We start from the raw sequence: 23,662 nt of genomic DNA on the forward strand, positions 1-23,662 counted from the left end.
GGCGACGTCCCGACAAGTGAAGCCGGGCGTGGAAGCGGGGCGTTTCGTTTGCGCGCAAAAAAAAAGAGCCAGGGGAACAGCCCCTGGCCCTTTCATTTTCCTGGTGCGCCCGGCAGGATTCGAACCTGCGACCTACGGATTCGTAGTCCGGCACTCTATCCAGCTGAGCTACGGGCGCACGTGCGCGGAAACGTCGGCTTCATACCACTTTGGGTTTTGCGGAGCAAGGGAAAAATCCCGATCTCATCTTCGGGATGCCGCCACATGCAGCCGGCTTGGGGGGGCGTCCAGGCCCCAGCGTTTCAGTTCCTCCAGCATGGCATAATGGGTGAGATCATGGTGAATGGGGGTGATGGAGATATAGCCGTCGGCCAAGGCTTGAACGTCCGCATCCGGGCTGTTTTCGGCCTCGCGAATCGATCCGGTAAGCCAGTAATAGACGCGGTTTCGAGGGTCGATGCGGCGTTCGTAGTTTTCCCGATAGGTCAAGCGGCCTTGGTGGGTGATGCGCATGCCGCGGATTTCCTTGGACGGCAGGTTGGGGACATTCACATTGAGGCAAACACCCTGGGGAAGTCCCCGTTTTTCTATAACACTCAAAAGATGCCGCACCGCCGAGGTGGCTCCGGAAAAGTCTTGCGGTTCAAAGGCGTCAATGGAAACGGCTACGGCGGGAAACCCCAAAATCGCTCCTTCTGTGGCCGCAGAAACGGTGCCTGAATAAAGCACGTTGATTCCCACGTTGGCTCCCAGGTTAATGCCGGAAATCACCACGTCGGGAAGTGGACGCATGAGTTCGCAAATGCCCAGTTTGACACAGTCGGCCGGCGTTCCAGTGCACGCGTAGCCGAAAAAAGCTCCATTGCGCTTCACCGGCTTGACCAGCAAAGGATCAAGAAAGGTGATCGCATGGCCGACAGCGCTGCGCTCCGTTTCAGGGGCGATGACATACACGTCGTGATCGCGGCTCAAGGCTTCGTGGAGGGCTTCGATCCCTTTGGCGAAAATACCGTCATCGTTGGTCAGGAGGATTCGCATAGGTTTTCTAAGTTCCTTTCCCGTAATTTTTGGCCGCGGTGATGCCAGCCTCCAGGGCTTTCTTGTTCAGTTCCTCGGTTCCCGGCGGCACCCGGGCCAAGACCGCGGCTTCCAGCGCGCTCAGGGACACCGACCGGGTCAACAGGGCCAAGGCCCCCAGGGCCACAATGTTGGCGGTCATCTCCTTTTTGAGTTCCGATCGGGCGATGTGGGTAAAGGGGATGGCCACGACGCGGGTTGTCGGCACTTGTTTCACGAGGGTGCTGTCGACGATGAGCATTCCGTCGGGCTTGAGGTCAAAGAAGTAAGCATCGCATGATTTTTGGTTCATGGCCAAAAGGACGTCGGGTTTGATGGCTTTGGGATAATCGATTTCTTCATCGCTGATGACAACTTCGGATTTGCTGGCCCCCCCGCGGGCTTCCGGACCATAGCTTTGCGTTTGGCAAACGAACTTCCCGTCGTAGATTCCGGCGGCTTCCGCCAAGATGATCCCGGCCATGATGATGCCTTGCCCACCGGAGCCGCTCAACCGCACTTCATATCGGTAACCCATCCGTGCTCCCCTTATTGCGGCGTTGCCTGCCGCCCGGTCGTTCTACTTCGCGGCGCCGAGCCTGGCCCGGGCCGCTTCACGGATTTTTCGGTATTCTTCGGTGTAGATCGGGAGATCTCGATCCACCAAAATGCCGATGGTGAATTTCCCCGCCTTTTCCTCTTCGCTCAACTCGGCGGCCTTTTCCACGCGGATGGCGTTTTCCTTTTGCCACCTGAGCATGTCCACGGCATCGCCCATTTTATTGCGACGTCCATACTGGGTATGACAGTGGCTGATCACTTCGACCACGGAGAAACCACGCTTGCGGATAGCCTGTTCGATCAATCGGTCCAGCAGGGTGGCGTGGTAAACTGTTCCGCGCGCCACCAGACTCGCCCCGGCCGTGACAGCCAGTTCCGCAATGGAAAAGGCCTGCTCGACATTTCTGTAAACAGCCGTCGTGGCCAGGGCACCGTACGGCGTCGTCGGGGAGTACTGCCCGCCGGTCATGCCGTAAATGTTGTTATTGACGATGATGGCCGTGAGATTCAGATTGCGACGGGCTGCGTGAATGAAATGGTTGCCTCCGATGGCTGTGGCATCCCCATCCCCCATGATGACGATCACCTGGAGCCGAGGGTTGGCGAGCTTGATGCCCGTGGCGAAGGTCAGGGCTCGACCGTGGGTTGTGTGGAGGGTATTGAAATCCACGTACACCGGCAGCCTTCCGGCACAGCCGATACCCGAAACCAGGACGATGTCGTCTTTTTCGTACCCCGTGCGATCGATGGCCCGAATGAGCGCTCCCAGGAGAATCCCGTTGCCGCAACCCGGGCACCACACGTGGGGGAATTTCTTGTCGTGGCGAAGATATTTGTGAATCAGTTTCGTCACCTCAGCCATGGATAGCCTCGCTGTGTGGATTATCGTCCTATCGTCTCAAAGGATTCAGATCTTCAGCAGTTTCACGAGGATCTCATCGGGGGTGATGAGGTTGCCGTCGATGCGGTTCAGGGTCTCCACTCGGGTCATCCCTTGGTTCACCCTCTTCACTTCGCGGGAGATTTGGCCCATGTTCAGTTCTGGCACCAAGACGGCCTTCACCCGCTTCAAGTAAGGCTCCAGGATCTGACGCGGAAAGGGCCATAGGGTGATCAGCTGCAACAATCCGGCTCGAACCCCCCGGGTGCGGGCTTCCTTCACCGCCCGGCGCGCCGACCGGGCCACGGATCCATAGGCGATGACCAGCACCTCGGCATCCTCGGTCTGCTCGGTTTCCACCATGAGGATGTCGAAGAAATTCTGGGATATCTTCCGATGGATGCGATGAAGGAACGGTACGATTTCGTCGGCCCTTTGGGTGGGGAAGCCGCGGACATCGTGAATGAGGCCCGTCACGTGATAGCGGTAGCCGTCCCCGAAAATGCCCATGGGCGGCACCCCTCGGCTGTTGTCTTCATAAGGAATGTACCACTCCGGGGGCATGTTCGGCCGGATTCGATCGACCACCTCGATCTCCTCAGGGTGGGGGATCCGAATCTTTTCTCGGGTGTGACCGACGACTTCATCAGAGAGAACGATGACCGGCGTTCGATATTTCTCGGCCAGGTTGAACGCCTTGACGGTAATGTCAAAACAGTCTTTGGTTGTCGAAACTGCCAGGACGATGATGGGATGATCCCCATGGGTACCCCACCGGGCTTGCATAACGTCGCCTTGGGCCACGTTGGTGGGAAGGCCCGTGCTGGGCCCTCCACGCATGACATTCACAATGACACAGGGCACTTCGGCGACGCAGGCGAATCCCAGGTTTTCCTGCATTAACGAAAATCCCGGGCCGCTTGTGGCCGTCATGGACTTGGCGCCGGCCAGGGACGCCCCGATGATGGCGCCCATGCTCGCGATTTCGTCTTCCATTTGGATGAACGTCCCGCCCACGGCCGGAAGTTTTACCGACATGACTTCGCTGATTTCCGTCGCCGGCGTAATGGGGTAACCCGCAAAAAAGGTGCACCCGGCCGCGAGCGCTCCTTCCACCATCGCTTCATTGCCCTGCAGCAGCACCTGTTTTCCCGAAATACTTGGACCGCTCACGATGCCTATCCCCCTAGTCTTCGGTGGCCGACGCCTTCTTCCGAGGCCGCACGCTGATGGCGAAATCAGGACAGTGAATTTCGCAAAATCCACATCCCGTGCATCGTTGTTCATCTTTCACTACCGGGCTGCCGTCCTCACCCATGGCAATGCATTCCCTCGGACAAAACGCGGCGCATATGCCGCATCCCTTGCACCAGCCTGTGAAAATGGCGATTTCAAACGACCGCTTCGGCTTTTCTTGCTCTTCCGCGACCGGCTCGGTCCCTGTCTCGCTTTCCACACCCATTTTTTGGACAACATCCGGTTCTGAGGGTGATGCCTGAACCGACTGTGGTTTTCGTTTCTTGGACGATTGTTCGCTTTTGGCCATGGTCTTTTATCCTTCAGGGGAAAAGGATACGGGAGCTTGAGATCACGAGGGGTTTGGCACAAGATCCGCCGCACGGCGATTCGCCTGGGTCGGCTTTTTGCGACTGGCCGGCTCGGCATCCAGACACCTGCTTCGAGCCGCCCACACCGTGGTTTTGTTCCTGCCCCGTCTGCCGGGAGGGAACGACCGCCGTCCCGGGGCCACACCCTTCTCGGACAAGCTCATAGTGCATCACTTGAAGATTTTCAACGTTCTTTGGCGCCCTCAAGCCAAGCGCGGCTGAAATCCGAAAAGTCCTCAGGGCTCAGCCCAAGGCGGTCCTCCACGAGCGACAGCACCGGTTCTCGGTCCAGAAAGGCTTCCAAAGCGACTTGAGCTTCAAGGACGTGGGCCAGTTCATTGGCGACGAAAGCGAGCATCGCCAAAGGTTCTTCGCTTTTTTCAGGCCGGTGATGCCATCGGACCACATGGGCGATCAATTCCGGGAGTCCCCAGCGTTGAGCGAGAAGGAACCCCGCCTCGGCATGATCCAACCCTAAAATTTCCCATTCGGCGTCGATCATGGAGCTATGGACTTCGCCGACGCTTCGTTCCACGGTTCGGGCGGTGGCTTCATCCAATTGAGCGAAAACAAGCTTCCCGATGTCGTGCAGGAGGCCAAGGGTGAACGCTTCGCTTTTGGAAATCCCTAAGGGACATCGGGAGGCCAAGGACTGGGCGCAGTCGGCGACCCGCAACACGTGACGCCGGGCTCCGGCGAGCCATATGCGGGCTCCTTCTCCGGAAAAACGCGCGATAAACCCATGCACATACGCCGCCATGACTATCCCGCACACGGTGGGCAAACCCAGCAATCGCACGGCATGCTCGACAGAGGCGACTTCCACGGGGAGCGAATAGAAGGGGGAGTTGCACAGATGCAGGGTTTGCACTGTCAGCCCAGGATCTTGAGCGACGACTTTGGCCAAGACTTTGGGGTCCGTGTCGGGTTTGTGCATCATCTCCATAACGCTGAAGGCCGTGTCCGGGAGCATGGGGACGCCGTCGAGCAACGGTCCCACGGCTAAGCTGATTCCGACGGATTTCTCCTTCATGATGCCGGCCTCAAGAATTTTCGGTTATCCATGGCTTCAGGTCCAGGATGGGGGTGCCGTCGATCATGTCGATCCCTTTGACCCGAAGGGTCGATCCGTGGACGTCCAGGACTTCGACGACTGAAAGCCCGAGGGGATTTGGCCTTCGGGGGGAACATGTGCTGAAGACCCCCAAGAACTCGTTTCGATGCGGCGGCTTCTGAATGAGGTCCTGAAGCGAAAACGGTTGACTTTTGTGAAAGTGGAACAGGACAATGATTTTGTGGCCCGGCCGGATGTCTTTCAGACCGTCCTGGTAGGTTTCGTCGATGACGAGCGTTCCGACCACGTCGGAGACGGTCCAGTGACGAGGGACCACCGCAGCATCCGTGCGAACCACGCCGATGGGTTTGAAAGTGACGGTTGTCATGAAAGGTTCAGATCCTCTTCCAAAGCGTCACGGCTGAGCACCACATCACCTAGGGAACGGAAGTAAGGCATGAGCAGTGCCAGGGGCAATTCTGCGAGCTTTCCGTTTTCCAGGTAACGGTCGTTAATTTCTGAACACACGACGCGTCCGACGACAAGCGAGTATTGATCCTCGGTCAGTTCCCGTTCCAAGGTGGCTTCGATCCACCCTATGGCCGCTGCAATGCGGGGCGCGGCCACATGCTTAGCGGGCACGGTCTCCAGGCCGACTTTTTCCAGTTCGTTGACCCCAGGCGGATAAGCCCGGGCCGTGCGCATGGCTTCCCGAAATTGGGGACGGCCGATCACATTGACGATAAACTGGCGCGTGAGTCGAATGTTGCGCAGTGTGTCTCGAGGGAGGGCCGAAGCGACGGCAATCAAAGGCAAGGGTCTCAGGATAGGCATGACGCAGCTGTATGGGGCGGCATTGGGTATCCCGTTGTTGTCCACCGTCGTGATCACCGTGACAGGGAGTGGAAAAAAGCGCTTAAACATCTCAGGAGGGATTTCCATGGGGTTTCTCCTTGAGCGCGAACAAAACATGGTCATCCTCGGATCGTCCGCTGACAAGGTCTTTTCCTAATCAGTTTTCACTTGGGTGGCAAGAGCCGAGGTCGGCCGGCGGGGGAAGCATGGGCTTCCGATAGGGCGCCGATGTAAGGGAAAAGGAAAAAGCGATGTGCACAAAAGCTCGCGAAGACCTCATGGGCATTTATCGCGCCGCGCTGACGGCGGTAGATCCTGAATCAGCCGTGCGTGCTCATGTCCATCGTGTGGGAATGCACCTTCGCGTTGGGGAACGGGAGTTAGACCTGCGGCATTTCGAAAGGATTTTCCTGGTGGGGGCCGGAAAAGGCACAGCCCCCATGGCCAAAGCCTTGGAGGATCTCTTCGAGGCGTCCCTGACGGACGGGGTGATTGTGGTCAAATACGGGCACGGAATGCCGCTTCAGCGCGTTAGGGTCTGTGAGGCCGCTCATCCTGTGCCGGATGAAGCCGGGGTGAAGGCAACCGAGGTGATTCTGGATTTGGCACGACAAGCTGGCGAGACGGATCTGGTGTTTGCAGCACTTTCCGGGGGTGGCAGTGCATTGACACCGGCCCCTGTGCCACCCTTGACTTTGGAGCACAAGCAGCGCACGACGGAACTCCTTCTGTCGGCCGGGGCAACCATTCACGAAATCAACGCGGTGCGCAAGCATCTGTCGCGGTTCAAGGGGGGAGGTTTGGCTCGCGCAGCGGCGCCCGCAACGCTGATGACGCTGATCGTCTCAGACGTCATCGGAGATCCCGTGGACGTCATCGCCTCAGGGCCGACCGTGCCCGATTCGTCAACCTTTGAGGACGCCGTGCGAGTCATCCGGCGCTACGGTCTGGAGGACAAGATTCCCAAAGCCGTCTTTCAGGTGCTTCAGGAGGGGATTGACGGAAGGCGTCCCGAAACCCCGAAACCTGGAGATCCCTTGTTCCGACGCGTTTTCCATACCATTGTGGCAAACAACATGGCCGCCTTGACGGCGGCGGAGCAAGAGGCGGCCCGAAGGGGGTACCGGCCTTTGATCTTGACTTCCCGTCTGGAAGGCGAAGCCCGGGAAACGGCCAAAGCCATCGTGGCCATGGCCAAGGAAGCGGCCGCTTCGGGCAGGCCCGTTGAGCCGCCCGCCTGCCTCCTTTTCGGTGGGGAAACCACGGTCACCCTTGGGCCGTCCCCGGGAAAGGGCGGTCGGAATCTAGAAATGGCTTTGGCCTGCGCCGTATCTTTGGACGGGTGGGACCGCATCACGGTGCTTTGTGCAGGTACGGACGGCACCGATGGGCCGACGGATGCCGCCGGCGCCTTTGCGGACGGGGGGACCATGAGCCGATCCCGACGCTTGGGTATGGACGCCCACATGTTTTTGGATGGCCACAATGCTTATCCCTTTTTTGAAGTTCTTGGGGACCTCGTGGTCACAGGCCCTACACGAACCAACGTCATGGACTTTATTGGGGTGGTCATCGAATGATCAGACAACGACGGACGAAAATCGTGTGTACCATCGGCCCGGCAAGCCAGGACGAGGGCATGCTGCGCGATCTCCTGCGCGCCGGCATGGATGTGGCCCGGCTGAACCTGTCCCACGGGGATCACCAGACGCACGCGCGCACAATTCACACGCTGCGCCGCGTGGCCGCCGAAGAAGGCAGAGAAGTGGGGATTCTCCAGGATCTGGGCGGACCGAAGATCCGCCTCGGGGAACTCCCCCAAGGGGAGCGGGTATTGGCTGTCGGGGAGAGGGTTCGGCTCTTTCCCGGGCAAATCGCTGAAGGGGACGCCCTTCCAGTGAATTATCCCTACCTGCTTGAAGACGTTTCCCCCGGGGATCGCATTCTCCTGGCGGATGGATTGGTGGAGCTGCTGGTCGCCGACAAAACAGCCAATGGCCTTCGATGTGAAGTCATGGTGGGAGGGGTGATCCATTCCCATAAAGGGGTCAACCTCCCATCCAGCAGCCTGCGCATTCCCGCCTTTACGGAAAAGGATAGGCAGGATTTGCTGTTCGGTCTCGAGCACGGCGTGGATTTTGTCGGGTTGTCTTTTGTCAGACATGAAAGGGATGTGACCCCCGTTCTGGAGATCCTCAAGACCGTCGATCCCAGACCCATGGTCATCGCCAAGATCGAAAAGCCTCAGGCGCTGGAACGCCTGGAAGCTATTCTGGATGCCGTGGACGGTGTCATGGTGGCACGAGGAGATCTGGGCGTGGAAACGCCTCTCCACGAGGTGCCCGTCATTCAGAAAAGGATCATCCAAGCGGCTCGTGACCGGGCCAAGCCGGTGATTACGGCGACGCAGATGCTCCGCTCCATGGTGTCCAGTCCACGACCCACGCGAGCGGAAACCACCGACGTGGCCAATGCGGTTCTCGATGGGACCGACGCGGTCATGCTCTCGGAGGAAACCGCTATGGGGTCCTATCCGGTGGAGTCCGTGCTCATGTTGGATCGCATCGCCGTGGCGGCGGAGAAGTATATGTTCGATACGCTACACCACATGGGTTTCTCCTCGGCCTTCCTTCCCGGGACGGCTGCAGCCATCAGTCAAGCGGTCATCGGGTTGGCCGACGATCTCCAAGCTGCCGCCGTCATCGCTTCCACGGCCTCTGGAGAGACAGCCCGCCTGGTCAGTCGGCTCCGGCCGAAAAGTCCCATTGTGGGCTTCACCCACTCCCAAGCCACCGTCCGTCAACTGTCACTGTCCTGGGGCGTTTATCCTGTCTTGGTTCCCCGGTGTGCGGAAACGGACACCTTGTTCGCGATGGCCCGGCGATGGTCCCTGGATCAAGGGCTTGCCCGCTCCGGCGACAAACTCGTGCTTACGGCCGGGGTGCCCGTGGGCACAAGCGGCACCACCAACATGGTCAAAGTCATCGAACTCTGAAAGTCTTGCGTTCGGCAGGTGCGGCGGATCGAAGGAATGAAAAAGATTCATGACGCCGGCACAGGGAGGGGCACAAAAAAGGCGCCGAATCCTTCCTGTCAAGGAAACGCGCCTTTTTCAAACACACTCCATGGCGGAAAAGCCCAAAGAAAAGCCCTATCAGTGTTCTGAGGCCTGAGCGGCTTTCGCAAGGATTTCCAAATTCTTGAGCATCCGCTTTAGGTCGGCCTTGCGGTTTTCCTTGTTGGGTTTGTCTTTCTTTTTGCGAATGAGACGCGTTTTGTGCGTGTTGGACGGCATGGCATTCTCCCCTGTTCGACCTTCGCCACGGAAAAAGTGCTCGGCTGTCATGTGCCGCCACGGGTCGGATCCCGCGGCCGCTTCCAAAACAAAAGGTTAGCCCGCTCGGCTAACCCTTCGATTTCCTGGTGGAGCTGAGGGGAGTCGAACCCCTGACCTCTTGAATGCCATTCAAGCGCTCTCCCAACTGAGCTACAGCCCCAGCGGCATGTGGGCGTTCGTATAGCAGCCGCACCTCGCCGTGTCAACCCCCTTTTGCATGAGCGTGTCGGAAGGCAAGGCGACACTAAACATTAAGCATTTCGGCAAGGACCCGACCGTAGTCCTGACATGCCCTCATGCCTTCGGGGGTGCCGACTTTGTGTTCCAACAAATTAAACGAACCCAAACTTGTCATGCGCATCTTGAAGACGTGTTCCATGGTGTCGTAAATGTACTTGGGAGCGTCACCGCTGTGCGTGTAGGATCCGAAAGCGCCACCCACCTTGCCTTCCAAACCGGCTTCTTGGGCCATGAAGAGAAAGGTTTTCATGCTTTGGGTCATGTCTCGATGGTATGTGGGAGACCCAAAGATATAAGCATCATAGCCCTTGATCTCCTCGGCATTTTTGATTTCCGAAATCTTTTTGAGCACGGGTTCATGGCCCGCAAAGCGCACGCCTTCGGCAATATAGTTGGCCATTTTTTCCGTGTGTCCGGTCCGACTCACGTAAGCGATAAGCACTCTCATCAAGCCTTCCCTCCGTCTGATTTTTTCTCAAAGGTTTTCTTTTCCCCACACTGAGGACATTTCTGGGGCTTACACCGACTGTCTTTTTCAAAACCACATTTGGTGCATTGAAACACTGCCATGGACTGCTCCTTGTCTCGGCTCTCAGAATTTCACTGCAAAACTTATCGGGCCGCTTCTGTCTCTGCCACACAACAAAAACTTCTTTTTGTCGCCCCACAGACTGGACATTTCCAGTCATCGGGAAGTTCGTCAAAGGGTGTGCCTTTGGCAACCTTACCTTTCTTGTCCCCGCGGTCGGGGTCGTAGACGTATCCGCACGTGGGTCCTCCGCAGCGATAACAATCCGCAGGTCCGGCCATGATCTCAGTCCCTCCTTTGCGATTTGATGCACCTTTTTCGTCGGCGATCCAAGAACCAACCAATTTATTCCAAAACATTATGTCTCTTAGGATCTGTGTCAACGGACGAGGTGAAGAAAAACAGCGTCCCTGGCCGACGCCCCCAAAAGAGCCTGGCTGAAACGTCATCTTCACCGAGGCATTTGGCCAACGGCGTCAAAATCTTGGCTCAGGCTGGTGGGCGTGGAAACTGTGGGCTGGAAGGCGATGGGGTCTCTGAATCGCTATCCTCGAACAGGAGAGTGGAACCGGCGCCCCGGTTCTGAGAACCAGCGAGGATCTTATGGAGGAGCTTCAATCGTCTTTAAGCATGGGCTCGTAATGACGACGAAAAGCTTCCGCGTATCTTTCAATCCAATCGAAGACCGCCTCCTGCCCAAGGTCTCTCCCGACTTTTTCGCTTTCGATCCATTTGTGTTTCTGGATCTCCTGCAATTGGAGCCGGATATAGTCTGGGAATGTCAGTCGCTTTTGCTCCATGGCAAAACCTCCACACTTCAGTGTGGCTACACAATGCCGTTGTGTTTTCATGAACCATACCTACTTAAATGTCCCACGGGTGGGCCGTCAAGTCCTTCGCTTCGTGGTCGAGAACTTCAAACTCATGGTGGAGGCGGCGGGAATCGAACCCGCGTCCGAAAGCCTTCCGCTTAAGCTTCTACATGCTTAGCCACGGTTTTTCATTTTGCTTCCGCGGGCTCCCCGTGAGCCGGATCCACTGGAAGCTAGCCCTGAGATTTCTCGTTTCCGCGGCTCTGGGCAAAGCCTTGGAAACCAGCCCGAGGAGTCGACGCCCCTTTCGGCCGTACGGGCTTAGGCCGAAGGAACGGCAGCCGGCTTAGGCGGCTGCAGCGTACGCATAGTCGTCTGCGTTTGCTTTAACCCCGACCGGAATACGGGCGGCCAGGACCCCCGGCATGCTTCTTAAGCTTCACGACCTCCGTCGAACCCATTTCGCCCCCGTTCGCGAGGTAGGCGTCTTGGCAAGAAGGCAAAACCCATACCTTTCTTCACTTTGCCACGCTCATCGTATAAACTTTTCGTCCGCAGCCGTCAAGGGGGAAAGCGCTGTTGAGGCATCGGTTCAGGACGCTGTGTCTCAAGACGGGCGGCTCGAGGAGATCACTCACAATGGCATAGAAGGGAGAGCACAGAGCATGAGCGGCTATGAAGCAATCATCCGAGGATATTTAGACAAGGCATGGGCTCGCTCCGAAACGGTTCTGCAAAAAGCCGCCCCCGGTGTTTTTGACGCGGCCGGCGCATTGGCCTTTCCGGCTTTTGGGCTTCGCTGTGTCGTTCACCGCGACAGGGTGTTGTTCGATGGGAACTTAGATCACGGACCCAGAGCCGTCCTTGCGGCCATTTACCTCGCGATGGTGCCGGAACGCACAACCCCGCTGCACCCCCTCAAAGCATTTAAAGAAATTCCCAACAGCGGCCCATACCAGGCCGCTTTTGCCGTGCATGCAGAACAGGCGCTCGTGCCTTACGTCGGCCAGATTCGAAAACATATGGAGAGCATTCTCTCGACCTTTTCCGGCCACCGAAACACCGATGCCCCGTCGGGGGATTTTTCCTTCACTTTGTATCCGCTCCCACGAGTCCCACTGTACTACATAATCCATGAGGCGGACGATGAGTTTCCCGCCGCGGTGACCTGCCTTTTTGGTGCCGACTGTACCTCCTTTATGCCTCTGGACGCTTTGGCCGATGTGGCGGAATACACGGCTCAGAGCCTGATTCACTTTTGTTGCACCCGCCAAGGCCCCTGACCAAGAAGCCGAATCTGCGCTCACGCACTCTTTGGACCTCGCTTTCTGCGGATTGACAGAGCGCCGGTCATCTGTTACGCAGGCCTGGGAACCCAAGCGGCCTTGCACCAGACATACCCGGGAAAAAGCGTTGGTCAGTAAAGTCGGCTTGCATGAGAGGGGAAAATGACGCGGCGTGAGTTCTTCAAAGGACTGGTGGGAACTGGTCTTGGTTCGGGAATAACCCTTCTGGCCGGCAACGTTGCTTTGGCCGCACCCTATGCCAGGGTGTGCTCCGGGGTGCTCAGTTTCTATAACCTGCATACGGACGAATTTCTGACCGTGCGCTATATCAACCGGAATGGCCGTTTTGACCTTCGAGCCTTACGCCGCTTGGACTACCTCTTCAGGTGCCATTTTACCAACACCGTCCGGGCCATAGACCGTCATGTTTATATCCTTTTGGACGCAGTGCGACAGCGGTTGAGGGCAGGCGGGCGGCCGTATCTCCTTTTTTCCGGATATCGATCTCCGGCCTACAACGAATACCTCCGGCAACAGGGACATTCCGTGGCGGAAAAGAGTTATCACGTCAAGGCGATGGCGGCCGACGTGGTCATCGAGGGGGTTTCCCTGGATGCCTTGAGATCGGCCGCCGCTGCCTTTAGAGCCGGGGGCGTGGGAACCTACAACGATTTCATCCACCTGGATGTCGGTCCCGTTCGTTACTGGTAACGTTGAAAGCGAACCTTTCCAGCTTCAGAGCCGCCACCAAGAGCTTGTCTCGCTCGTAAATGTCCTGCCGAAAATGGACGGTGCCGTCTTCGCTGACCCATGCGGTGATGTAGAGCAGGTGCACGGTGCATGGTTTCCTTAAGGAAATCATGTGATGCTTGCCGGTGGAGATCAGTTTTTCCAAGGATTCACGGGTCCATTTGGGATCGTCTTGAAGAACGAACAAGGCCAGGTCCAGTGGTTTTTCCAAGCGAATACAGCCGTGGCTCAGAGCCCGGTGCGGCCTCTGGAACAGATGCCGTTCGGGGGTGTCGTGCAGATACACGTTAAAGCGATTCGGAAGCACGAACTTAATGCGCCCTAAGGCGTTCCAAGGCCCCGGAACTTGGCGCAGCCGTCCGGGAAAGTTGCCTTGGCGCACCTGTTCCCAATCAATGGAACCGGGGTCGAGACGGACAATCTTGTCATCGACATTGACCAGCAGTTCGTAGTGATGGCGTTCCAAATAGCTGGGGTCTCTTCGGATTTTCGGCAGCAACTCCTCCGTGGCAATACTTTTAGGCACGTTCCAGTAAGGGTTGAGTTCCACGTAGCGCATGACTTCGCTGAAAACGGGGGTGGACGTGGCGCTGCCCCCCACAATGACCCGCATCTTCAGCACGCTCGTGCCGTGTTCATAGGCGGTCAACGCAAAATCCGCCGTGTTGACGACCAGGTACCGTTCGCCCCAGGTGCGGGGAAGCCACCGGCGTCGTTCAATGTTTGCCAGCATTTGCAAAAGGCGGTCTCGAGGCGGGACATTGAGGGCTTCCACGGTCTTTTTGCCTAAAACACCGTCAGTTCCAAGTCCGTGACGTTCTTGAAACCGGCGGACCGCTTTCACTAGGTCGGTGTCATAAAGATCAGAGGTTTTGGCCGGCAAGTGCGGATAATCCCCTAGTTGATAAAGCTGGTATCGCAAGGTGGACACTCTGGGGTCCCTCTGGCCGGGATGGAGGCTTGGTCCTTCGGGAAGAACAGGCCAAGAACCTTGAGCGGCAATTTTGCGTTGCGCGGGGACAGCGGCCACCAGCCTCCAGTAGTCCTCATCGGGCGGGGCGAAATGCCGAACCGTGCGCCGAATGTCCCGATGCGCCAGAAGTTCCTCGAGTCCGGCACGCAGGTCAGCCTCATGGGCGTGGGCTACCCATTGGGGGTCTAGGGCTGAAGGGTCCACACGGCCCGTAGACAAATGTGAAAAAAGGACGAAAAAAGCGTCGGTCAAGACAAGATCGAGGTTCGCCAAAAGATTTACCGAGATGTCGCGCTGTTGCCTGCGGGCCGTGTCGATGACCTGGAAAAGCGCCGTCAAACATGACAGGTGATAGTCTTCGGGGTTGAGGCCGTGGTTGGCGGCTTCTTGTTGGACAAAGTGCACCAAGTCTCGTGCCGCTGCGGACGGCTCGGACGCGTCGAGCCAGGCCGGCGCGTAGGATCGGTCCCGATAGAAATTGGCAATTTCCTGAGCCGAATAGAGCCTTTGGCAGGCGACAAAAAGGTCCTCCTCTGCGCCGGGCTGGGACAGAAGGTGGCGCAGCGCCTCTTGGACGGATGCCACCTGGGCAGCGGCCTCGGATGCGGCTAAGGAAGGGATGATGGCCGGGGTCCACAAGAAGAGACCTACGGAAACAACAAACGTTGGAATGAAGCGAAATACCGCGATCACCTTAGACGTTCTCCTGTGTCCAAATGTGGTGAAAAGGTCGGCATTGATGGCCGGTCCGGCCTATTTGACATATCCCACGGCATTGTGCCAAGAGACAACCACACCTTGAGAGAAAAAAAGGGGCTGCCGTCGAAAAAAAAATATTTCACAAAAGCCGCGCCTTCTGATAACAAAAAGCCTGCGAAAGGGCAGCGTGCCCGAAGAAGGGAAAAGTCGACACCGTGAAGGATTTCAAAAAAAAGCGGGACACGATTGAATACCTGGCTTTGGTCACCCAGGTGGGGTTGACCATGGCAGGGAGCATCGCGTTTTGCTTGTTCATTGGATATACCCTGGAAAAATGGCTCAAAACAGGAGGTGTCCTCCTGGTCGTGTTCATCTTGTTCGGGATCATCGGAGGGGCCGTCACCGTGTATCGCCAGATTCGCAAGCTGGAAGACGGGCAGACAAAGGATTGAGCCGGAATGGAATCCGGTGCGGACTACCAACAGTACTACGTGTTTCAACGCAGACTGGCAAAAAGGATCTTCAACGGCTCGGTGGCGGTCGCTGTGGGGGCGTATCTCCTTGGACTCGTGCCCGAAGCCAAAGGACTGGCGTTGGGAGCTCTTTTCAGCGTCATCAATTTCATGGCTATGGGGCAGGTACTCCCGCTCCAACTGGCCTGTGGAACCAACCGGCGCAAGGCAACATTGGTCGCCCTGGGGTCCATGGCGGTACGTATGATCCTTTTGTGCATACCCCTGGTGGTGGGATGGAAATCCGAAATGTTTTCCTTCTGGGCTGTCGTCGTGGGGTTGTTTGCCGTCCCGATAGGGATTTTGTGCGGGAATGTGGTGGCTGCTTTGGCCGGGAAGAGGCGCGGTGCCCTAGGTTGAGAGGGAAATTCGAGTGCAGCCTGTGGTGCAAGTGACTCGACCGCCCCGGCGATGGGGGTGAAGAGGCGAGGCGGATATGGAAAATTTGGCTCACATCGCAACGTGGACGTTCCAAGTCATGGGGTATCGTGTGGTGTTGAATGCCACGACCATCACCATGACGCTGGTCATCGGGGGACTTTTGATCCTGTTCGGTTGGCTGGCGACGAAGCAAAAGGGTTTGGTTCCCAATCCGTGCCAGATGGTTGCCGAACTTTTCGTGGGGACCTTCTGGAATCTCACCCGAGACGCCTTGGACGAGCACATGGCCAAAACCTACCACCCGCTCATTTGTACGCTCTTTATGTTTCTCCTGCTGTGCAATTGGATCGGGGTGGTTCCCCACATGGAAGAACCGACGAAGGATCTCAATACAACATTGGGACTCGGGGTCATGGGCTTTTTTATCGCCCACTACGCAGGGATCAAGCACAAGGGGCTGGGGACGTACCTTAAGGAATACTTTCAGCCGATCTTTTTTATGATGCCGCTCAATGTGATTGGGGAGCTGGCGAAGGTGGTTTCGATCTCCTTCCGTTTGTATGGCAACATCATGGGAGGATCGATCATAATCCTTGTCGTCAGTCATCTCGTTTACAACCTTATTTTGCCCCCCGCGTTGAATGCTTTCTTTGGGCTGTTTGTGGGGACGGTGCAAGCCTTCGTGTTCACGATGCTTACCCTCGTCTACATCTCGGTTCAGGTGAAATAACCATGGCATGGGAACAGTTGGATTGGATAAGGGCGGCTGCGGGTCTCGGTGCAGGTGTATCGGTCGGCTTTGCAGCCATCGGATCGGCGATCGGGGAAGGCTACGCTGCAGGCATTGCCAATCAGACAGTTTCCTATAGGCCGAAACTGGCAGGAGATATCCTCAAGACGATGCTTGTGGGCCAAGCGGTGGCCGAGACGTCAGGTATCTTCGGTCTGGTGATTGCCGTCGTTTTGTTGTTCACTTCGGGGGAGGGCCAGCCCACCCTGGCCGGCTGGGCATACCTGGCCGCGGGACTGTCTATGGGCCTGGCTGGAGTGGGATCCGGGGTTGGATCGGGATTTCCCGCAGGCGGTGCCTGTCGAGGGATTGGGCGTCAGCCGACAGCCTCGGGACCCATTACGACGATCATGCTCGTGGGAGCCAGCGTTTCCCAGTCCCCTACCATTTACGGGTTTTTGGTTTCGTTGCTTCTCCTTTTTAAGCAGATGCCGGAGGTCACGACTTTCCCTGCCCTATGCGCGCTGCTCGGCTCAGGCCTGGCCATGGGTTTCGGGGCGGTGGGACCAGGTATCGGATTGGGCATAGCCGCCGAAAACGCCGTCGACGGGGTGGCGCGAAACCCCGAAAATGTGGAGTTGATGACGCGCACGATGCTGATCGGCCAAGCGGTGACGGAATCGACGTCCATATATTCTTTGGTTGTGGCTTTGTTGCTGATTCTAGGTCTGTGATTACAGGAGGTCGAAAAAATGGAAATTTCGGGAGCTGATTTCGTTCGAGGGATGGCGCTGCTTGGGGCAGGGATCGCGATGGGTCTAGGAGCGATTGGGCCGGGAGTCGGGGAAGGCTACGCTGCAGGAAAAGCCTGCGAGGCCGTGGGTCGTCGTCCGGAAGAAGCCGGTCTGCTCACACGCACCATGCTTGTGGGCCAAGCCGTGTCGGAGTCGACCGGTATTTACTCATTGGTCGTCGCCCTGCTGCTCATGTTCGTGGTGAAATGAACGCGCCGAAAGGCGGAGTGACGAGTGAGCCATGATCAGCTTAAATGCAACGATCTTCGTTCAAGTGACGCTATTTCTGGTGCTGCTTTTCATTTTGAACCGGCTGATGATTCAGCCTCTCCAAAGAATCATTCTGGAGAGGGAACAGTCTATTCGGGAAAAAGAAAAGGCACTGGAAGCCGCGGGGGCCGAGCTGGAAAAGATGGCGGAGGCCTATAGGAGTCGAGTGCGTGCGGCGGAGTCGGAGGCCCAGAGCGCCCGGGCGGGCATGAGGGCACGAGCGGAGGAGGATGCGCATCGCGCGATGCTCGATGTCCAGGAAGAGATTGCGGCGCTGCGCCAACGGGTGCGCACGGAGGTGGAAGAAGAGCTGGTCAGGGCAAGAAAAGGTCTGAAGAAATTGGCGGAAGCGCTGTCCTATGAGATTTCCACCAAGGTCGTAGGGCGGAAACTTTAGCGCATGGCCTGGAGTCTGAGAATGCTGCATACCTGTGGGATCATGTGGGGCCTGGCGGCGGCCGCTCTCGTGGGGGTCGAAGAAGCCTACGGTGCATCGTCCACAGTTTTCGGGATCGACCGGTCCTTGTGGGATTTGTGTTGGCGATGGATCAATTTTGGGATCCTCGTCTACTTCATCATGAAGTACCTCAAGGGGCCGTTGGTTAGTTTTATCAAGGGACGCCGGGAGGCCATCTCGGGGCTCTTTGACCAGCTCCGCGAAAAAGAACAGGCCTTGGAGAGTCGCCGTCGAGAACAGGAAGCGCTTCTGGCGCAGCTGGATGAGAAGATCGAGAGTATTAAGGCTTACTACCATGAGATCGGCCAGGAGGAGAAAGCGAAGATCCTGGCCCAAGCGGAGCGGATTCGGCGACAGATTCTCGAGGATGCGGAACTTTACGCCGCCCGGGAATTCGAGGAAGCCAAGAAAAGGTTTCGTGCCGAAGTGGTGGATAAAGCCGTCTCATTGGCTGAAGAAAGGATCCGTAAGAAAATCACAAAGAAAGATCAGCAACGCCTTTTGGCCAGTTACCTGGAGCAATTGGAGACAATGCCCGCTCAGGGTGAAGGAGTCGGCCCCGCAGAGGGATAACGGCGGGGTGCTGAGCTTGAAGATGCGGCTGCAAAAAAGAGGGACGCTCCATGGGCGCCCCTTTTTTTATCGTTTGTACTCCTTCGGCTTAGAGGATCACCATGGAATGATACTTCGGGGAGCTCTGGCTCGGCTGACCGAGCCGAAAGCGGGACAAAAGATTCCATTGTTGCCGACGGTAAAACTTCTTGATTGACGGCACGGCCGAAACCCACGCTTCATGGCCCGCGCGGACGGTTTGCTCGAATAGATGAAAATCGCACCAGCGGAGGTGAGACACGGCCGGCCGCACAACGACATCCGCATGTTGAAGACGAATTTTGTTCAAAGCAATGCGCGATGCTTCGCTGCTTCTGAGAGCGTATTCCAGGGCGCAGCTCGGGAGGGGCTGAATGTCAGCCACCTCGGTTGAGGTGTCTACGGCCACGACGAATTGTGCCCCGAGGAGTCGAGCCGGCATGCAGGGAACGTTGTCGATCCACCCTCCGTCCACAAGGAGTCTCCCTCTGTAACGCACAGGCGGCCCCATTCCGGGAATGGAGGCGCTGGCTCCTAAAGCCTTCCGAAGAGATCCCGTGGTGAGGACCACTTCCTCGCCCGTCAGGATATCTAGGGCGATGGCACCGAAAGGCAATGGCAGATCTTCGATGCGGATGTCGGGGATGATCTCCGCCAGGAGTTTCCAATAAGCCTCTTCGGGAATGAGGCTGGGACGAGTGACCAAGCGGGTGTACAAGTAGCTTTTTCGGATCTGCTGTCCAAATCGGTCGAAGAGGGACTGGAGAGGCGAAAGAGGTGGCGCGTCATCCACGGCGAGGGAAAGGGTTTCCCGGAAAGGCGTGCTGGCGACAAAGGTGCGGATCTTGTCTTCCGCGGCGGCGGCCGATCCGTGGTAAGCGTAAAGCGCGCCGACGATGGCTCCCATGCTGGTGCCCAGGATCATGTGAACGGGAAAAGTTTTATCGTTCAGGTTCTGAAGGACTCCCAAGTGGGCGATACCCCTGGCAGCTCCTCCGCTTAAGACCAAGGCGGTTTTTCGCATCCACACCCCTCGCGAACGGCTCCAGATAGCTCTTCTCTAGGTCCGATGTCAAAAAATCCGGCTGATCGGACGGGCGCCTGGGAGTGGGGGCCGCCCATGCACCCCATTAAGGGCGTGCGGGTCGGCAGGCGCTGGGGTTCCCAGGTCCGCCCTTGCTTTATAGCGCGTTGCGCTTAGGGATTCCAGGGAGATTCCACAAGGATGAAGGCCATGGAAAGGATCGATGTCCACTGCACCGCGCATCATCTGGAAGGTCGACTGCACCGAGGGCTTGTCACCGACGGGGCCGTTGTCTGCCATCCCCATCCGTTGTATGGGGGATCCATGGACAACAATGTGGTCCTGGCCTTGGAAGACACTTATCGGCAAAGGGGATGGACGACCCTGAGGTTCAATTTCCGAGGAGTCGGGCAAAGCACAGGGGTATACGAGGAGGGCGACGGCGAAGCGGAAGACACTTTGTGCGTCCGGCGTTTCCTGAAAGAAATCGGTGTGGAACGAATTCACCTAGCCGGTTATTCGTTCGGGGCTTGGGTGGCCCTCAAAGCCTGCCGCTCGGGATTCGTACCGGAGAGCCTCGCTCTGGTCTCCCCTCCTGTGAATTTTTTGGATTTTTCCGGCCTCTCCATCCCTTCATGCCCCACGTGGGTGGTTGTCGGTGACAACGATACCTTTGCCGAGGTCGCTCGGGTGCGCTCCTGGGTTGAAGCCCAGCGAGCGCAAGGGTGCCGTGTCCAGCTGGATGTCTGCCCCGGGGGAGACCATTTCTATTGGGGGCGGGAACATGAAATCCGACGACTCCTTGGGGCGTTTCTCACCGCCTTTTGGGGGTCGGACAAGAATTCATGAACCAGGGCGTTAAAGGTGTCCCGACACTCCGCATGGATGGCATGACCCGCCCCTTCCAGTTCCACCAGGGAGGCCTGAGGCAAGAAGTCGCAGAGAATCCGGGCGTTTGTCGGAGGTACGAGAACATCTTCGGTTCCTGTGACCACCAGAGTGGGAACGGCCAGATTCTTGAGACGATCTGAGGCATCAAAGCTCTGAATGGCCGCCAACTGGGCCGAGAAGGCGTATTCCGGCTGGAGCGGTACGCTGGTCTGGACCCGTTTGTACTCTTCGACGGCGTCCTTGCGGTCCATGAAGGCTTTCGGACTGAAAAAAAAGGAGAGGTTCTTCTCCACGATTTCTTCCAGGCTGAGCCCTGCGTTGTCCGTAAAGCGGGTGATGACCTGAGGGGATGGTGGGATTTTTATTGACCCCCCACAATGGGTGCATCCAAGAACCAACGCGTCAAACCGATCTGGCGCCAAAAGCGCTGCCTCTTGGGCGATCATGCCCCCCATGGAAAGACCGACCATGAAACATCGACGGATGTTCAGATGGTCCAAGAGTTCCATCGTGTCCTGGGCGAAATCTCTCATGGAATAGGGACCAGGCGGCATGGTCGACCGCCCGGCGCCGCGGTTGTCGAACACAATGGTGCGATAATGCCGACGGAAAAAGGGCACCTGGCCGTACCACGACCACGTGCCCCCGCCGAGGCCGCTCACGAAAAGAAGATTCGGGCCGGCTCCATGAACTTCGTAATAGAGTTTCAGCGAGGACGTTGTGAGGACGGGCATGGTCTTTTTTCCCTTTCTTTGGCTCTAACCATTGAGCATTTTTCGCGGATTCAGTTGACGTTTGCGAACGGTTCACGAGTTGGTGTACACTGCATGTATTTTGAGACGATCCCGTGCAACGAGAAAAATGGGGAGCGCCATGGACGAAATGCAACAGACCGAATCCTTTTCCCATGTTTCGCGCTTTCAGGCAAGCCGTTCATCCGCTTTCGCGTTCGAGGAGGAGCCTATGGCGGCGCGTTTCAGCGTCTTCAAGGATGTGATCGTCATGGATCGTCACACAGGGTTGATGTGGCAACGGGAGGCTTCTGCCGACCGGCTCATGTGGCCGGAAGGATTTGCCTACATCCAAGAACTCAATCGCTCGGCCTGGGCCGGGTTCGACGACTGGCGTTACCCGACGCAGGAGGAACTCGCCACGTTGCTCACCGCGGAGGAGAACCCAAACACAGGGCTTTACATCGATCCTGTTTTCGGTGAGCAGCGCTGTGTATGGAGCAGCACGAAAGCGGGACATCATAAGGCTGTCTATGCCGATTTCTACTACGGGGACCTCTACCTGGTGGAACAAAAATACGCCAACCATTTTGTCCGTGCCGTTCGAGGTGATCGGATTTAGTTAAGAGTCTATCCGTCATGGACATCAACGACGGAGAGCGGGCGTGCTGCCAAAGAGTGCCTCCGGAATTCGAGATATCGGCACACCACGGGCGCACCACATCGGTGGCCTCCTCGAAGTTGCCTTGGTCGAGCCGGAAATCCCCCCGAATACGGGCAACGTGGCTCGCACCTGTGCAGCGGTCAGCACGCCACTCCATTTGGTTGAGCCGCTGGGATTTCGTCTGACAGACCGGTATCTCAAGCGCGCCGGTTTGGATTATTGGCCACATGTCCAGGTGACCGTACACCGCTCCCTCCACGACTTTCTCCACGACATGCAGTCGCGGAGGCTTGTACTTTTTTCCAAGAAAGGCTTCATCGACTACGATAGGTTTTCCTTTGAACCGGGGGATTGCCTCGTTTTCGGCGCCGAAACAAAGGGCCTTCCCATGTGGCTTCTGGAAGCGCACCCCGACAGAGTTGTGCGGATTCCTATGGAAAATGAACATGTCCGCAGCCTCAACCTGTCCACAGCGGTGGGGATCGCTCTGTTTGAAGCGAGGAGGCAGTTGAGGGAACGGTCGGCCTGGAGCCGACCGCAGGCGGCGCAGTCCCTTTAGCGCAAGGGGCGCGGGCTCGGAACATGCTCTGACGGCCGAAAGGCAAAGGGGTTCCATGGAGACGCTGTCCAAAGAAAGCCTTATAATCAGGATGATCGAGCTGTGCCCCGAAATCGAAGAAATGGGCCTCTATTCCGTGGTGATCGGTCGAGGAAGCCATTACTGAGTGGTTTTTTTCGAGAGCAGGGACTGCTCGAAAAAAGATCCCCCCTTAAGTTCCTTCGTGATCAAAAGATCCCCATCGCCTAACGGCACCCAGTGGGAGCTCGACCTGAGGCGCGCCGTTCGAGAAGCGGAGAAGAAGCTCTCCGAATCCAAGCGCTCAGCGACGATGGTCCAGTCCAAGCGGTTGTCTCAGACCTCTGGAGTGAAAAAAAGTGGCGGAAATCGAATGGAAAGGCATCATTTGGAAAGCTGCTTATGGTGATCTGCCCATTAAAGATCTCCTGACTATCCTCAAGGGGCACGGGCCCATGGAGGTGCTCCGGTTTCGCAAGCCCGGGGCTTTTTGGGGCGATTTGAGTGTCTCCTTGACACCCAGCGGAACGAAAGAGATCACCATTTATCATTTGGAGGTGGAAGGCCCGAAGCGGCACGGCAAGGGCAGGCAGGCGCTTCTGTGCCTCAAAACGATTTTTCGGGGCGAGGTATTCGTTGAAGATCCCGGGCGCGTCATCCGTGTCACCAACGCAGACATGGCGAGTTTGCCTTTCTGGATCAAGATGTATTTGGAAGGGATCATCGACGCCTTGGAAAGTGAGAATGTCCGGCTCACCCATGAAACACCTCGGGAAGAGGCGGAGCGGCTGTACCGGGAAATGACCGAAGGACGTGCGGTGTTGGACGGCGGTGCCGAGGATGCGGGCTAGGGAAAAAGTGAAACCGCTTGATGAAGCCGCCGCCCTAAGTCGGGATGCGAGGGTCCAAGGGCGGCGAGTTGTTTTTACGAATGGATGCTTTGACCTCCTTCACGTGGGGCATTTGCGCTATTTGGAGAGTGCGCGGTCTTACGGCGACCTGCTGATTGTGGGCGTCAATACCGATGCGTCCGTAGGTCAGATTAAAGGCCCGCCGCGACCGTTTGTCGACGAAAACGCTCGTGCCGAATTGGTTGCGGGACTGCATTGCGTGGATTGTGTGGTTTTGTTCGACACCCCGGATCCTTTGGCGTTGATCCAGATTGTGGACCCCCACGTCCTGGTGAAAGGGTCTGATTGGCCGTTGGAGTCCATCGTTGGCGCCGATTGGGTGAGGCAGCGCGGTGGTGTTGTGGTTCGCGTCCCCATTGTCGAAGGCTACTCGACCACGGGCATCGTGGAAAAAATCCGTCGGGCTCGGACGAATCCTTGAGAAGGGTGTGTGTGGCGAAACGCTTGAAGAGACCGATCGGACCATCCGCCGGCGCCGGGTTTTCCCGAG

The 23,662-nt window shown here is 57.3% G+C and carries 32 protein-coding genes, 2 tRNA genes and 1 other RNA gene; 16 read left to right on the forward strand and 19 right to left on the reverse strand.

Going from position 1 to position 23,662, the window contains the following annotated elements; genetic code table 11:
• Window positions 1–101: 101 nt before the first annotated feature.
• The 9 genes from ACZ5K9_RS13555 to ACZ5K9_RS13595 all read right to left on the reverse strand — a co-directional run bounded on the left by ACZ5K9_RS13555 (window position 102) and on the right by ACZ5K9_RS13595 (window position 6,100).
• A tRNA-Arg gene (locus tag ACZ5K9_RS13555) sits at window positions 102–178 on the reverse strand.
• A 65-nt stretch (window positions 179–243) separates the two neighbouring features.
• Window positions 244–1,038 carry a 5'/3'-nucleotidase SurE gene (surE, locus tag ACZ5K9_RS13560; protein WP_464271861.1) on the reverse strand — a complete coding sequence of 265 codons (795 nt, stop codon included), beginning with the start codon at window positions 1,036–1,038 and terminating at the stop codon, window positions 244–246.
• Window positions 1,039–1,045: 7 nt separating this feature from the next.
• Entirely contained in the window at window positions 1,046–1,594 is a 549-nt protein-coding gene (locus ACZ5K9_RS13565) for a 2-oxoacid:acceptor oxidoreductase family protein (protein WP_464271862.1), read from the reverse strand.
• A 42-nt stretch (window positions 1,595–1,636) separates the two neighbouring features.
• Entirely contained in the window at window positions 1,637–2,479 is an 843-nt protein-coding gene (locus ACZ5K9_RS13570) for a 2-oxoacid:ferredoxin oxidoreductase subunit beta (protein WP_464271863.1), read from the reverse strand.
• A 45-nt stretch (window positions 2,480–2,524) separates the two neighbouring features.
• Complete coding sequence (locus ACZ5K9_RS13575) at window positions 2,525–3,673, reverse strand: 2-oxoacid:acceptor oxidoreductase subunit alpha (RefSeq protein WP_464273978.1); 1,149 nt, start codon at window positions 3,671–3,673, stop codon at window positions 2,525–2,527.
• A 10-nt stretch (window positions 3,674–3,683) separates the two neighbouring features.
• Entirely contained in the window at window positions 3,684–4,043 is a 360-nt protein-coding gene (locus tag ACZ5K9_RS13580; RefSeq protein ID WP_464271864.1) for a 4Fe-4S dicluster domain-containing protein, read from the reverse strand.
• A gap of 245 nt (window positions 4,044–4,288) precedes the next feature.
• Window positions 4,289–5,137 (reverse strand): HDOD domain-containing protein, encoded by an 849-nt coding sequence (locus tag ACZ5K9_RS13585; protein ID WP_464271865.1) that lies wholly within the window; start codon window positions 5,135–5,137, stop codon window positions 4,289–4,291.
• Between the two features lie 10 nt (window positions 5,138–5,147).
• A complete protein-coding gene (gene tsaA, locus ACZ5K9_RS13590; protein ID WP_464271866.1) occupies window positions 5,148–5,546 on the reverse strand; it encodes a tRNA (N6-threonylcarbamoyladenosine(37)-N6)-methyltransferase TrmO in 399 nt (132 codons plus the stop codon).
• Window positions 5,543–6,100: a flavin reductase family protein gene (locus ACZ5K9_RS13595; protein WP_464271867.1), complete on the reverse strand. Its 558-nt coding sequence runs from the start codon at window positions 6,098–6,100 to the stop codon at window positions 5,543–5,545. The genes tsaA and ACZ5K9_RS13595 overlap by 4 nt, the downstream gene beginning before the upstream one ends.
• A 164-nt stretch (window positions 6,101–6,264) precedes the next feature.
• On the opposite strand from ACZ5K9_RS13595, the gene ACZ5K9_RS13600 reads away from it, so the two are divergent.
• Window positions 6,265–7,593, forward strand: a complete 1,329-nt coding sequence (locus ACZ5K9_RS13600) for a glycerate kinase type-2 family protein (RefSeq protein WP_464271868.1) — start codon at window positions 6,265–6,267, stop codon at window positions 7,591–7,593.
• Window positions 7,590–9,008 carry a pyruvate kinase gene (pyk, locus tag ACZ5K9_RS13605; protein WP_464271869.1) on the forward strand — a complete coding sequence of 473 codons (1,419 nt, stop codon included), beginning with the start codon at window positions 7,590–7,592 and terminating at the stop codon, window positions 9,006–9,008. The genes ACZ5K9_RS13600 and pyk overlap by 4 nt, the downstream gene beginning before the upstream one ends.
• A gap of 159 nt (window positions 9,009–9,167) precedes the next feature.
• Here pyk and ACZ5K9_RS13610 read toward each other — a convergent pair whose 3' ends face one another.
• The 7 genes from ACZ5K9_RS13610 to ssrA form a co-directional block, all read right to left on the reverse strand.
• Complete coding sequence (locus tag ACZ5K9_RS13610; protein WP_464271870.1) at window positions 9,168–9,308, reverse strand: hypothetical protein; 141 nt, start codon at window positions 9,306–9,308, stop codon at window positions 9,168–9,170.
• A gap of 126 nt (window positions 9,309–9,434) precedes the next feature.
• Window positions 9,435–9,510 (reverse strand) — tRNA-Ala (locus ACZ5K9_RS13615).
• Between the two features lie 84 nt (window positions 9,511–9,594).
• Window positions 9,595–10,038 carry a flavodoxin domain-containing protein gene (locus ACZ5K9_RS13620; protein ID WP_464271871.1) on the reverse strand — a complete coding sequence of 148 codons (444 nt, stop codon included), beginning with the start codon at window positions 10,036–10,038 and terminating at the stop codon, window positions 9,595–9,597.
• Window positions 10,038–10,160 (reverse strand): RCKP-type rubredoxin-like domain-containing protein, encoded by a 123-nt coding sequence (locus ACZ5K9_RS13625; protein WP_464271872.1) that lies wholly within the window; start codon window positions 10,158–10,160, stop codon window positions 10,038–10,040. The genes ACZ5K9_RS13620 and ACZ5K9_RS13625 overlap by 1 nt, the downstream gene beginning before the upstream one ends.
• A 42-nt stretch (window positions 10,161–10,202) precedes the next feature.
• The gene (locus tag ACZ5K9_RS13630; protein ID WP_464271873.1) at window positions 10,203–10,400 is read right to left on the reverse strand and encodes a rubredoxin; all 198 of its coding nucleotides are present in this window, start codon (window positions 10,398–10,400) and stop codon (window positions 10,203–10,205) included.
• A 333-nt stretch (window positions 10,401–10,733) separates the two neighbouring features.
• Window positions 10,734–10,919, reverse strand: a complete 186-nt coding sequence (locus ACZ5K9_RS13635) for a hypothetical protein (protein ID WP_464271874.1) — start codon at window positions 10,917–10,919, stop codon at window positions 10,734–10,736.
• 125 nt (window positions 10,920–11,044) lie between these two features.
• Window positions 11,045–11,401: a transfer-messenger RNA gene (gene ssrA / locus ACZ5K9_RS13640) on the reverse strand.
• Window positions 11,402–11,596: 195 nt separating this feature from the next.
• On the opposite strand from ssrA, the gene ACZ5K9_RS13645 reads away from it, so the two are divergent.
• Together ACZ5K9_RS13645 and ACZ5K9_RS13650 are read left to right on the forward strand one after the other, a co-directional pair.
• The gene (locus ACZ5K9_RS13645) at window positions 11,597–12,214 is read left to right on the forward strand and encodes a DUF3786 domain-containing protein (RefSeq protein ID WP_464271875.1); all 618 of its coding nucleotides are present in this window, start codon (window positions 11,597–11,599) and stop codon (window positions 12,212–12,214) included.
• Window positions 12,215–12,379: 165 nt separating this feature from the next.
• Window positions 12,380–12,928 carry a YcbK family protein gene (locus ACZ5K9_RS13650; RefSeq protein WP_464271876.1) on the forward strand — a complete coding sequence of 183 codons (549 nt, stop codon included), beginning with the start codon at window positions 12,380–12,382 and terminating at the stop codon, window positions 12,926–12,928.
• On the opposite strand, the gene ACZ5K9_RS13655 is transcribed toward ACZ5K9_RS13650, so the two are convergent.
• Window positions 12,891–14,633 (reverse strand): L,D-transpeptidase family protein, encoded by a 1,743-nt coding sequence (locus tag ACZ5K9_RS13655; protein WP_464271877.1) that lies wholly within the window; start codon window positions 14,631–14,633, stop codon window positions 12,891–12,893. The two genes, ACZ5K9_RS13650 and ACZ5K9_RS13655, sit on opposite strands and share 38 nt — an antisense overlap.
• A gap of 221 nt (window positions 14,634–14,854) precedes the next feature.
• Between ACZ5K9_RS13655 and ACZ5K9_RS13660 the strand changes: the two genes are divergently transcribed.
• The 7 genes from ACZ5K9_RS13660 (at window position 14,855) to ACZ5K9_RS13690 (ending at window position 18,356) form a co-directional block, all read left to right on the forward strand.
• Window positions 14,855–15,091 (forward strand): AtpZ/AtpI family protein, encoded by a 237-nt coding sequence (locus tag ACZ5K9_RS13660; protein WP_464271878.1) that lies wholly within the window; start codon window positions 14,855–14,857, stop codon window positions 15,089–15,091.
• 6 nt (window positions 15,092–15,097) lie between these two features.
• Window positions 15,098–15,511, forward strand: coding sequence for an ATP synthase subunit I (locus tag ACZ5K9_RS13665; RefSeq protein ID WP_464271879.1), 414 nt, complete (start codon window positions 15,098–15,100; stop codon window positions 15,509–15,511).
• Window positions 15,512–15,587: 76 nt separating this feature from the next.
• Window positions 15,588–16,262, forward strand: a complete 675-nt coding sequence (atpB, locus tag ACZ5K9_RS13670; protein WP_464271880.1) for a F0F1 ATP synthase subunit A — start codon at window positions 15,588–15,590, stop codon at window positions 16,260–16,262.
• A 2-nt stretch (window positions 16,263–16,264) separates the two neighbouring features.
• Window positions 16,265–16,996 carry an ATP synthase F0 subunit C gene (atpE, locus tag ACZ5K9_RS13675; RefSeq protein ID WP_464271881.1) on the forward strand — a complete coding sequence of 244 codons (732 nt, stop codon included), beginning with the start codon at window positions 16,265–16,267 and terminating at the stop codon, window positions 16,994–16,996.
• Window positions 16,997–17,014: 18 nt separating this feature from the next.
• Window positions 17,015–17,266: an ATP synthase F0 subunit C gene (gene atpE / locus ACZ5K9_RS13680; RefSeq protein WP_464271882.1), complete on the forward strand. Its 252-nt coding sequence runs from the start codon at window positions 17,015–17,017 to the stop codon at window positions 17,264–17,266.
• A 31-nt stretch (window positions 17,267–17,297) separates the two neighbouring features.
• On the forward strand, window positions 17,298–17,723 hold the full coding sequence (locus tag ACZ5K9_RS13685) for a F0F1 ATP synthase subunit B family protein (protein ID WP_464271883.1): 426 nt from the start codon (window positions 17,298–17,300) through the stop codon (window positions 17,721–17,723).
• 3 nt (window positions 17,724–17,726) lie between these two features.
• Window positions 17,727–18,356: a F0F1 ATP synthase subunit B family protein gene (locus ACZ5K9_RS13690; RefSeq protein WP_464271884.1), complete on the forward strand. Its 630-nt coding sequence runs from the start codon at window positions 17,727–17,729 to the stop codon at window positions 18,354–18,356.
• Between the two features lie 88 nt (window positions 18,357–18,444).
• Here the strand turns inward: ACZ5K9_RS13690 and ACZ5K9_RS13695 are convergent, their stop codons facing one another.
• Window positions 18,445–19,398: a patatin-like phospholipase family protein gene (locus tag ACZ5K9_RS13695; protein WP_464271885.1), complete on the reverse strand. Its 954-nt coding sequence runs from the start codon at window positions 19,396–19,398 to the stop codon at window positions 18,445–18,447.
• Window positions 19,399–19,608: 210 nt separating this feature from the next.
• On the opposite strand from ACZ5K9_RS13695, the gene ACZ5K9_RS13700 reads away from it, so the two are divergent.
• Window positions 19,609–20,247: an alpha/beta hydrolase gene (locus ACZ5K9_RS13700; RefSeq protein ID WP_464271886.1), complete on the forward strand. Its 639-nt coding sequence runs from the start codon at window positions 19,609–19,611 to the stop codon at window positions 20,245–20,247.
• Here the strand turns inward: ACZ5K9_RS13700 and ACZ5K9_RS13705 are convergent.
• A complete protein-coding gene (locus ACZ5K9_RS13705; RefSeq protein WP_464271887.1) occupies window positions 20,166–21,023 on the reverse strand; it encodes an alpha/beta fold hydrolase in 858 nt (285 codons plus the stop codon). The genes ACZ5K9_RS13700 and ACZ5K9_RS13705 overlap by 82 nt on opposite strands.
• A 229-nt stretch (window positions 21,024–21,252) precedes the next feature.
• Between ACZ5K9_RS13705 and ACZ5K9_RS13710 the strand changes: the two genes are divergently transcribed.
• From ACZ5K9_RS13710 to ACZ5K9_RS13725, 4 genes are all read left to right on the forward strand, one after another.
• Entirely contained in the window at window positions 21,253–21,642 is a 390-nt protein-coding gene (locus ACZ5K9_RS13710; protein WP_464271888.1) for an Lcl C-terminal domain-containing protein, read from the forward strand.
• A gap of 43 nt (window positions 21,643–21,685) precedes the next feature.
• A complete protein-coding gene (locus ACZ5K9_RS13715) occupies window positions 21,686–22,243 on the forward strand; it encodes a tRNA (cytidine(34)-2'-O)-methyltransferase (RefSeq protein ID WP_464271889.1) in 558 nt (185 codons plus the stop codon).
• Window positions 22,244–22,620: 377 nt separating this feature from the next.
• On the forward strand, window positions 22,621–23,112 hold the full coding sequence (locus ACZ5K9_RS13720; protein WP_464271890.1) for a hypothetical protein: 492 nt from the start codon (window positions 22,621–22,623) through the stop codon (window positions 23,110–23,112).
• Window positions 23,113–23,119: 7 nt separating this feature from the next.
• Entirely contained in the window at window positions 23,120–23,593 is a 474-nt protein-coding gene (locus ACZ5K9_RS13725) for an adenylyltransferase/cytidyltransferase family protein (protein ID WP_464271891.1), read from the forward strand.
• The last annotated feature ends 69 nt before the right edge of the window (window positions 23,594–23,662 follow it).

The organism is Desulfosoma profundi (assembly GCF_055387865.1).

Bases quoted from the DNA above. Each gene is read 5' to 3' on its own strand.
- pyk (WP_464271869.1), top strand. From the start codon at position 7,590: ATGATCAGACAACGACGGACGAAAATCGTGTGTACCATCGGCCCGGCA.
- ACZ5K9_RS13690 (WP_464271884.1), top strand. From the start codon at position 17,727: ATGGCCTGGAGTCTGAGAATGCTGCATACCTGTGGGATCATGTGGGGC.
- ACZ5K9_RS13635 (WP_464271874.1), bottom strand. From the start codon at position 10,919: ATGGAGCAAAAGCGACTGACATTCCCAGACTATATCCGGCTCCAATTG.
- ACZ5K9_RS13665 (WP_464271879.1), top strand. From the start codon at position 15,098: ATGGAATCCGGTGCGGACTACCAACAGTACTACGTGTTTCAACGCAGA.
- surE (WP_464271861.1), bottom strand. From the start codon at position 1,038: ATGCGAATCCTCCTGACCAACGATGACGGTATTTTCGCCAAAGGGATC.
- atpE (WP_464271881.1), top strand. From the start codon at position 16,265: ATGGCATGGGAACAGTTGGATTGGATAAGGGCGGCTGCGGGTCTCGGT.
- ACZ5K9_RS13620 (WP_464271871.1), bottom strand. From the start codon at position 10,038: ATGAGAGTGCTTATCGCTTACGTGAGTCGGACCGGACACACGGAAAAA.
- ACZ5K9_RS13600 (WP_464271868.1), top strand. From the start codon at position 6,265: ATGTGCACAAAAGCTCGCGAAGACCTCATGGGCATTTATCGCGCCGCG.
- ACZ5K9_RS13595 (WP_464271867.1), bottom strand. From the start codon at position 6,100: ATGGAAATCCCTCCTGAGATGTTTAAGCGCTTTTTTCCACTCCCTGTC.
- ACZ5K9_RS13685 (WP_464271883.1), top strand. From the start codon at position 17,298: ATGATCAGCTTAAATGCAACGATCTTCGTTCAAGTGACGCTATTTCTG.
- ACZ5K9_RS13705 (WP_464271887.1), bottom strand. From the start codon at position 21,023: ATGCCCGTCCTCACAACGTCCTCGCTGAAACTCTATTACGAAGTTCAT.
- ACZ5K9_RS13630 (WP_464271873.1), bottom strand. From the start codon at position 10,400: ATGGCCGGACCTGCGGATTGTTATCGCTGCGGAGGACCCACGTGCGGA.
- ACZ5K9_RS13700 (WP_464271886.1), top strand. From the start codon at position 19,609: ATGGAAAGGATCGATGTCCACTGCACCGCGCATCATCTGGAAGGTCGA.
- ACZ5K9_RS13625 (WP_464271872.1), bottom strand. From the start codon at position 10,160: ATGGCAGTGTTTCAATGCACCAAATGTGGTTTTGAAAAAGACAGTCGG.
- ACZ5K9_RS13650 (WP_464271876.1), top strand. From the start codon at position 12,380: ATGACGCGGCGTGAGTTCTTCAAAGGACTGGTGGGAACTGGTCTTGGT.
- atpE (WP_464271882.1), top strand. From the start codon at position 17,015: ATGGAAATTTCGGGAGCTGATTTCGTTCGAGGGATGGCGCTGCTTGGG.
- ACZ5K9_RS13610 (WP_464271870.1), bottom strand. From the start codon at position 9,308: ATGCCGTCCAACACGCACAAAACGCGTCTCATTCGCAAAAAGAAAGAC.
- ACZ5K9_RS13570 (WP_464271863.1), bottom strand. From the start codon at position 2,479: ATGGCTGAGGTGACGAAACTGATTCACAAATATCTTCGCCACGACAAG.
- ACZ5K9_RS13645 (WP_464271875.1), top strand. From the start codon at position 11,597: ATGAGCGGCTATGAAGCAATCATCCGAGGATATTTAGACAAGGCATGG.
- tsaA (WP_464271866.1), bottom strand. From the start codon at position 5,546: ATGACAACCGTCACTTTCAAACCCATCGGCGTGGTTCGCACGGATGCT.
- ACZ5K9_RS13565 (WP_464271862.1), bottom strand. From the start codon at position 1,594: ATGGGTTACCGATATGAAGTGCGGTTGAGCGGCTCCGGTGGGCAAGGC.
- ACZ5K9_RS13710 (WP_464271888.1), top strand. From the start codon at position 21,253: ATGGCGGCGCGTTTCAGCGTCTTCAAGGATGTGATCGTCATGGATCGT.
- ACZ5K9_RS13585 (WP_464271865.1), bottom strand. From the start codon at position 5,137: ATGAAGGAGAAATCCGTCGGAATCAGCTTAGCCGTGGGACCGTTGCTC.
- ACZ5K9_RS13695 (WP_464271885.1), bottom strand. From the start codon at position 19,398: ATGCGAAAAACCGCCTTGGTCTTAAGCGGAGGAGCTGCCAGGGGTATC.
- ACZ5K9_RS13580 (WP_464271864.1), bottom strand. From the start codon at position 4,043: ATGGCCAAAAGCGAACAATCGTCCAAGAAACGAAAACCACAGTCGGTT.
- atpB (WP_464271880.1), top strand. From the start codon at position 15,588: ATGGAAAATTTGGCTCACATCGCAACGTGGACGTTCCAAGTCATGGGG.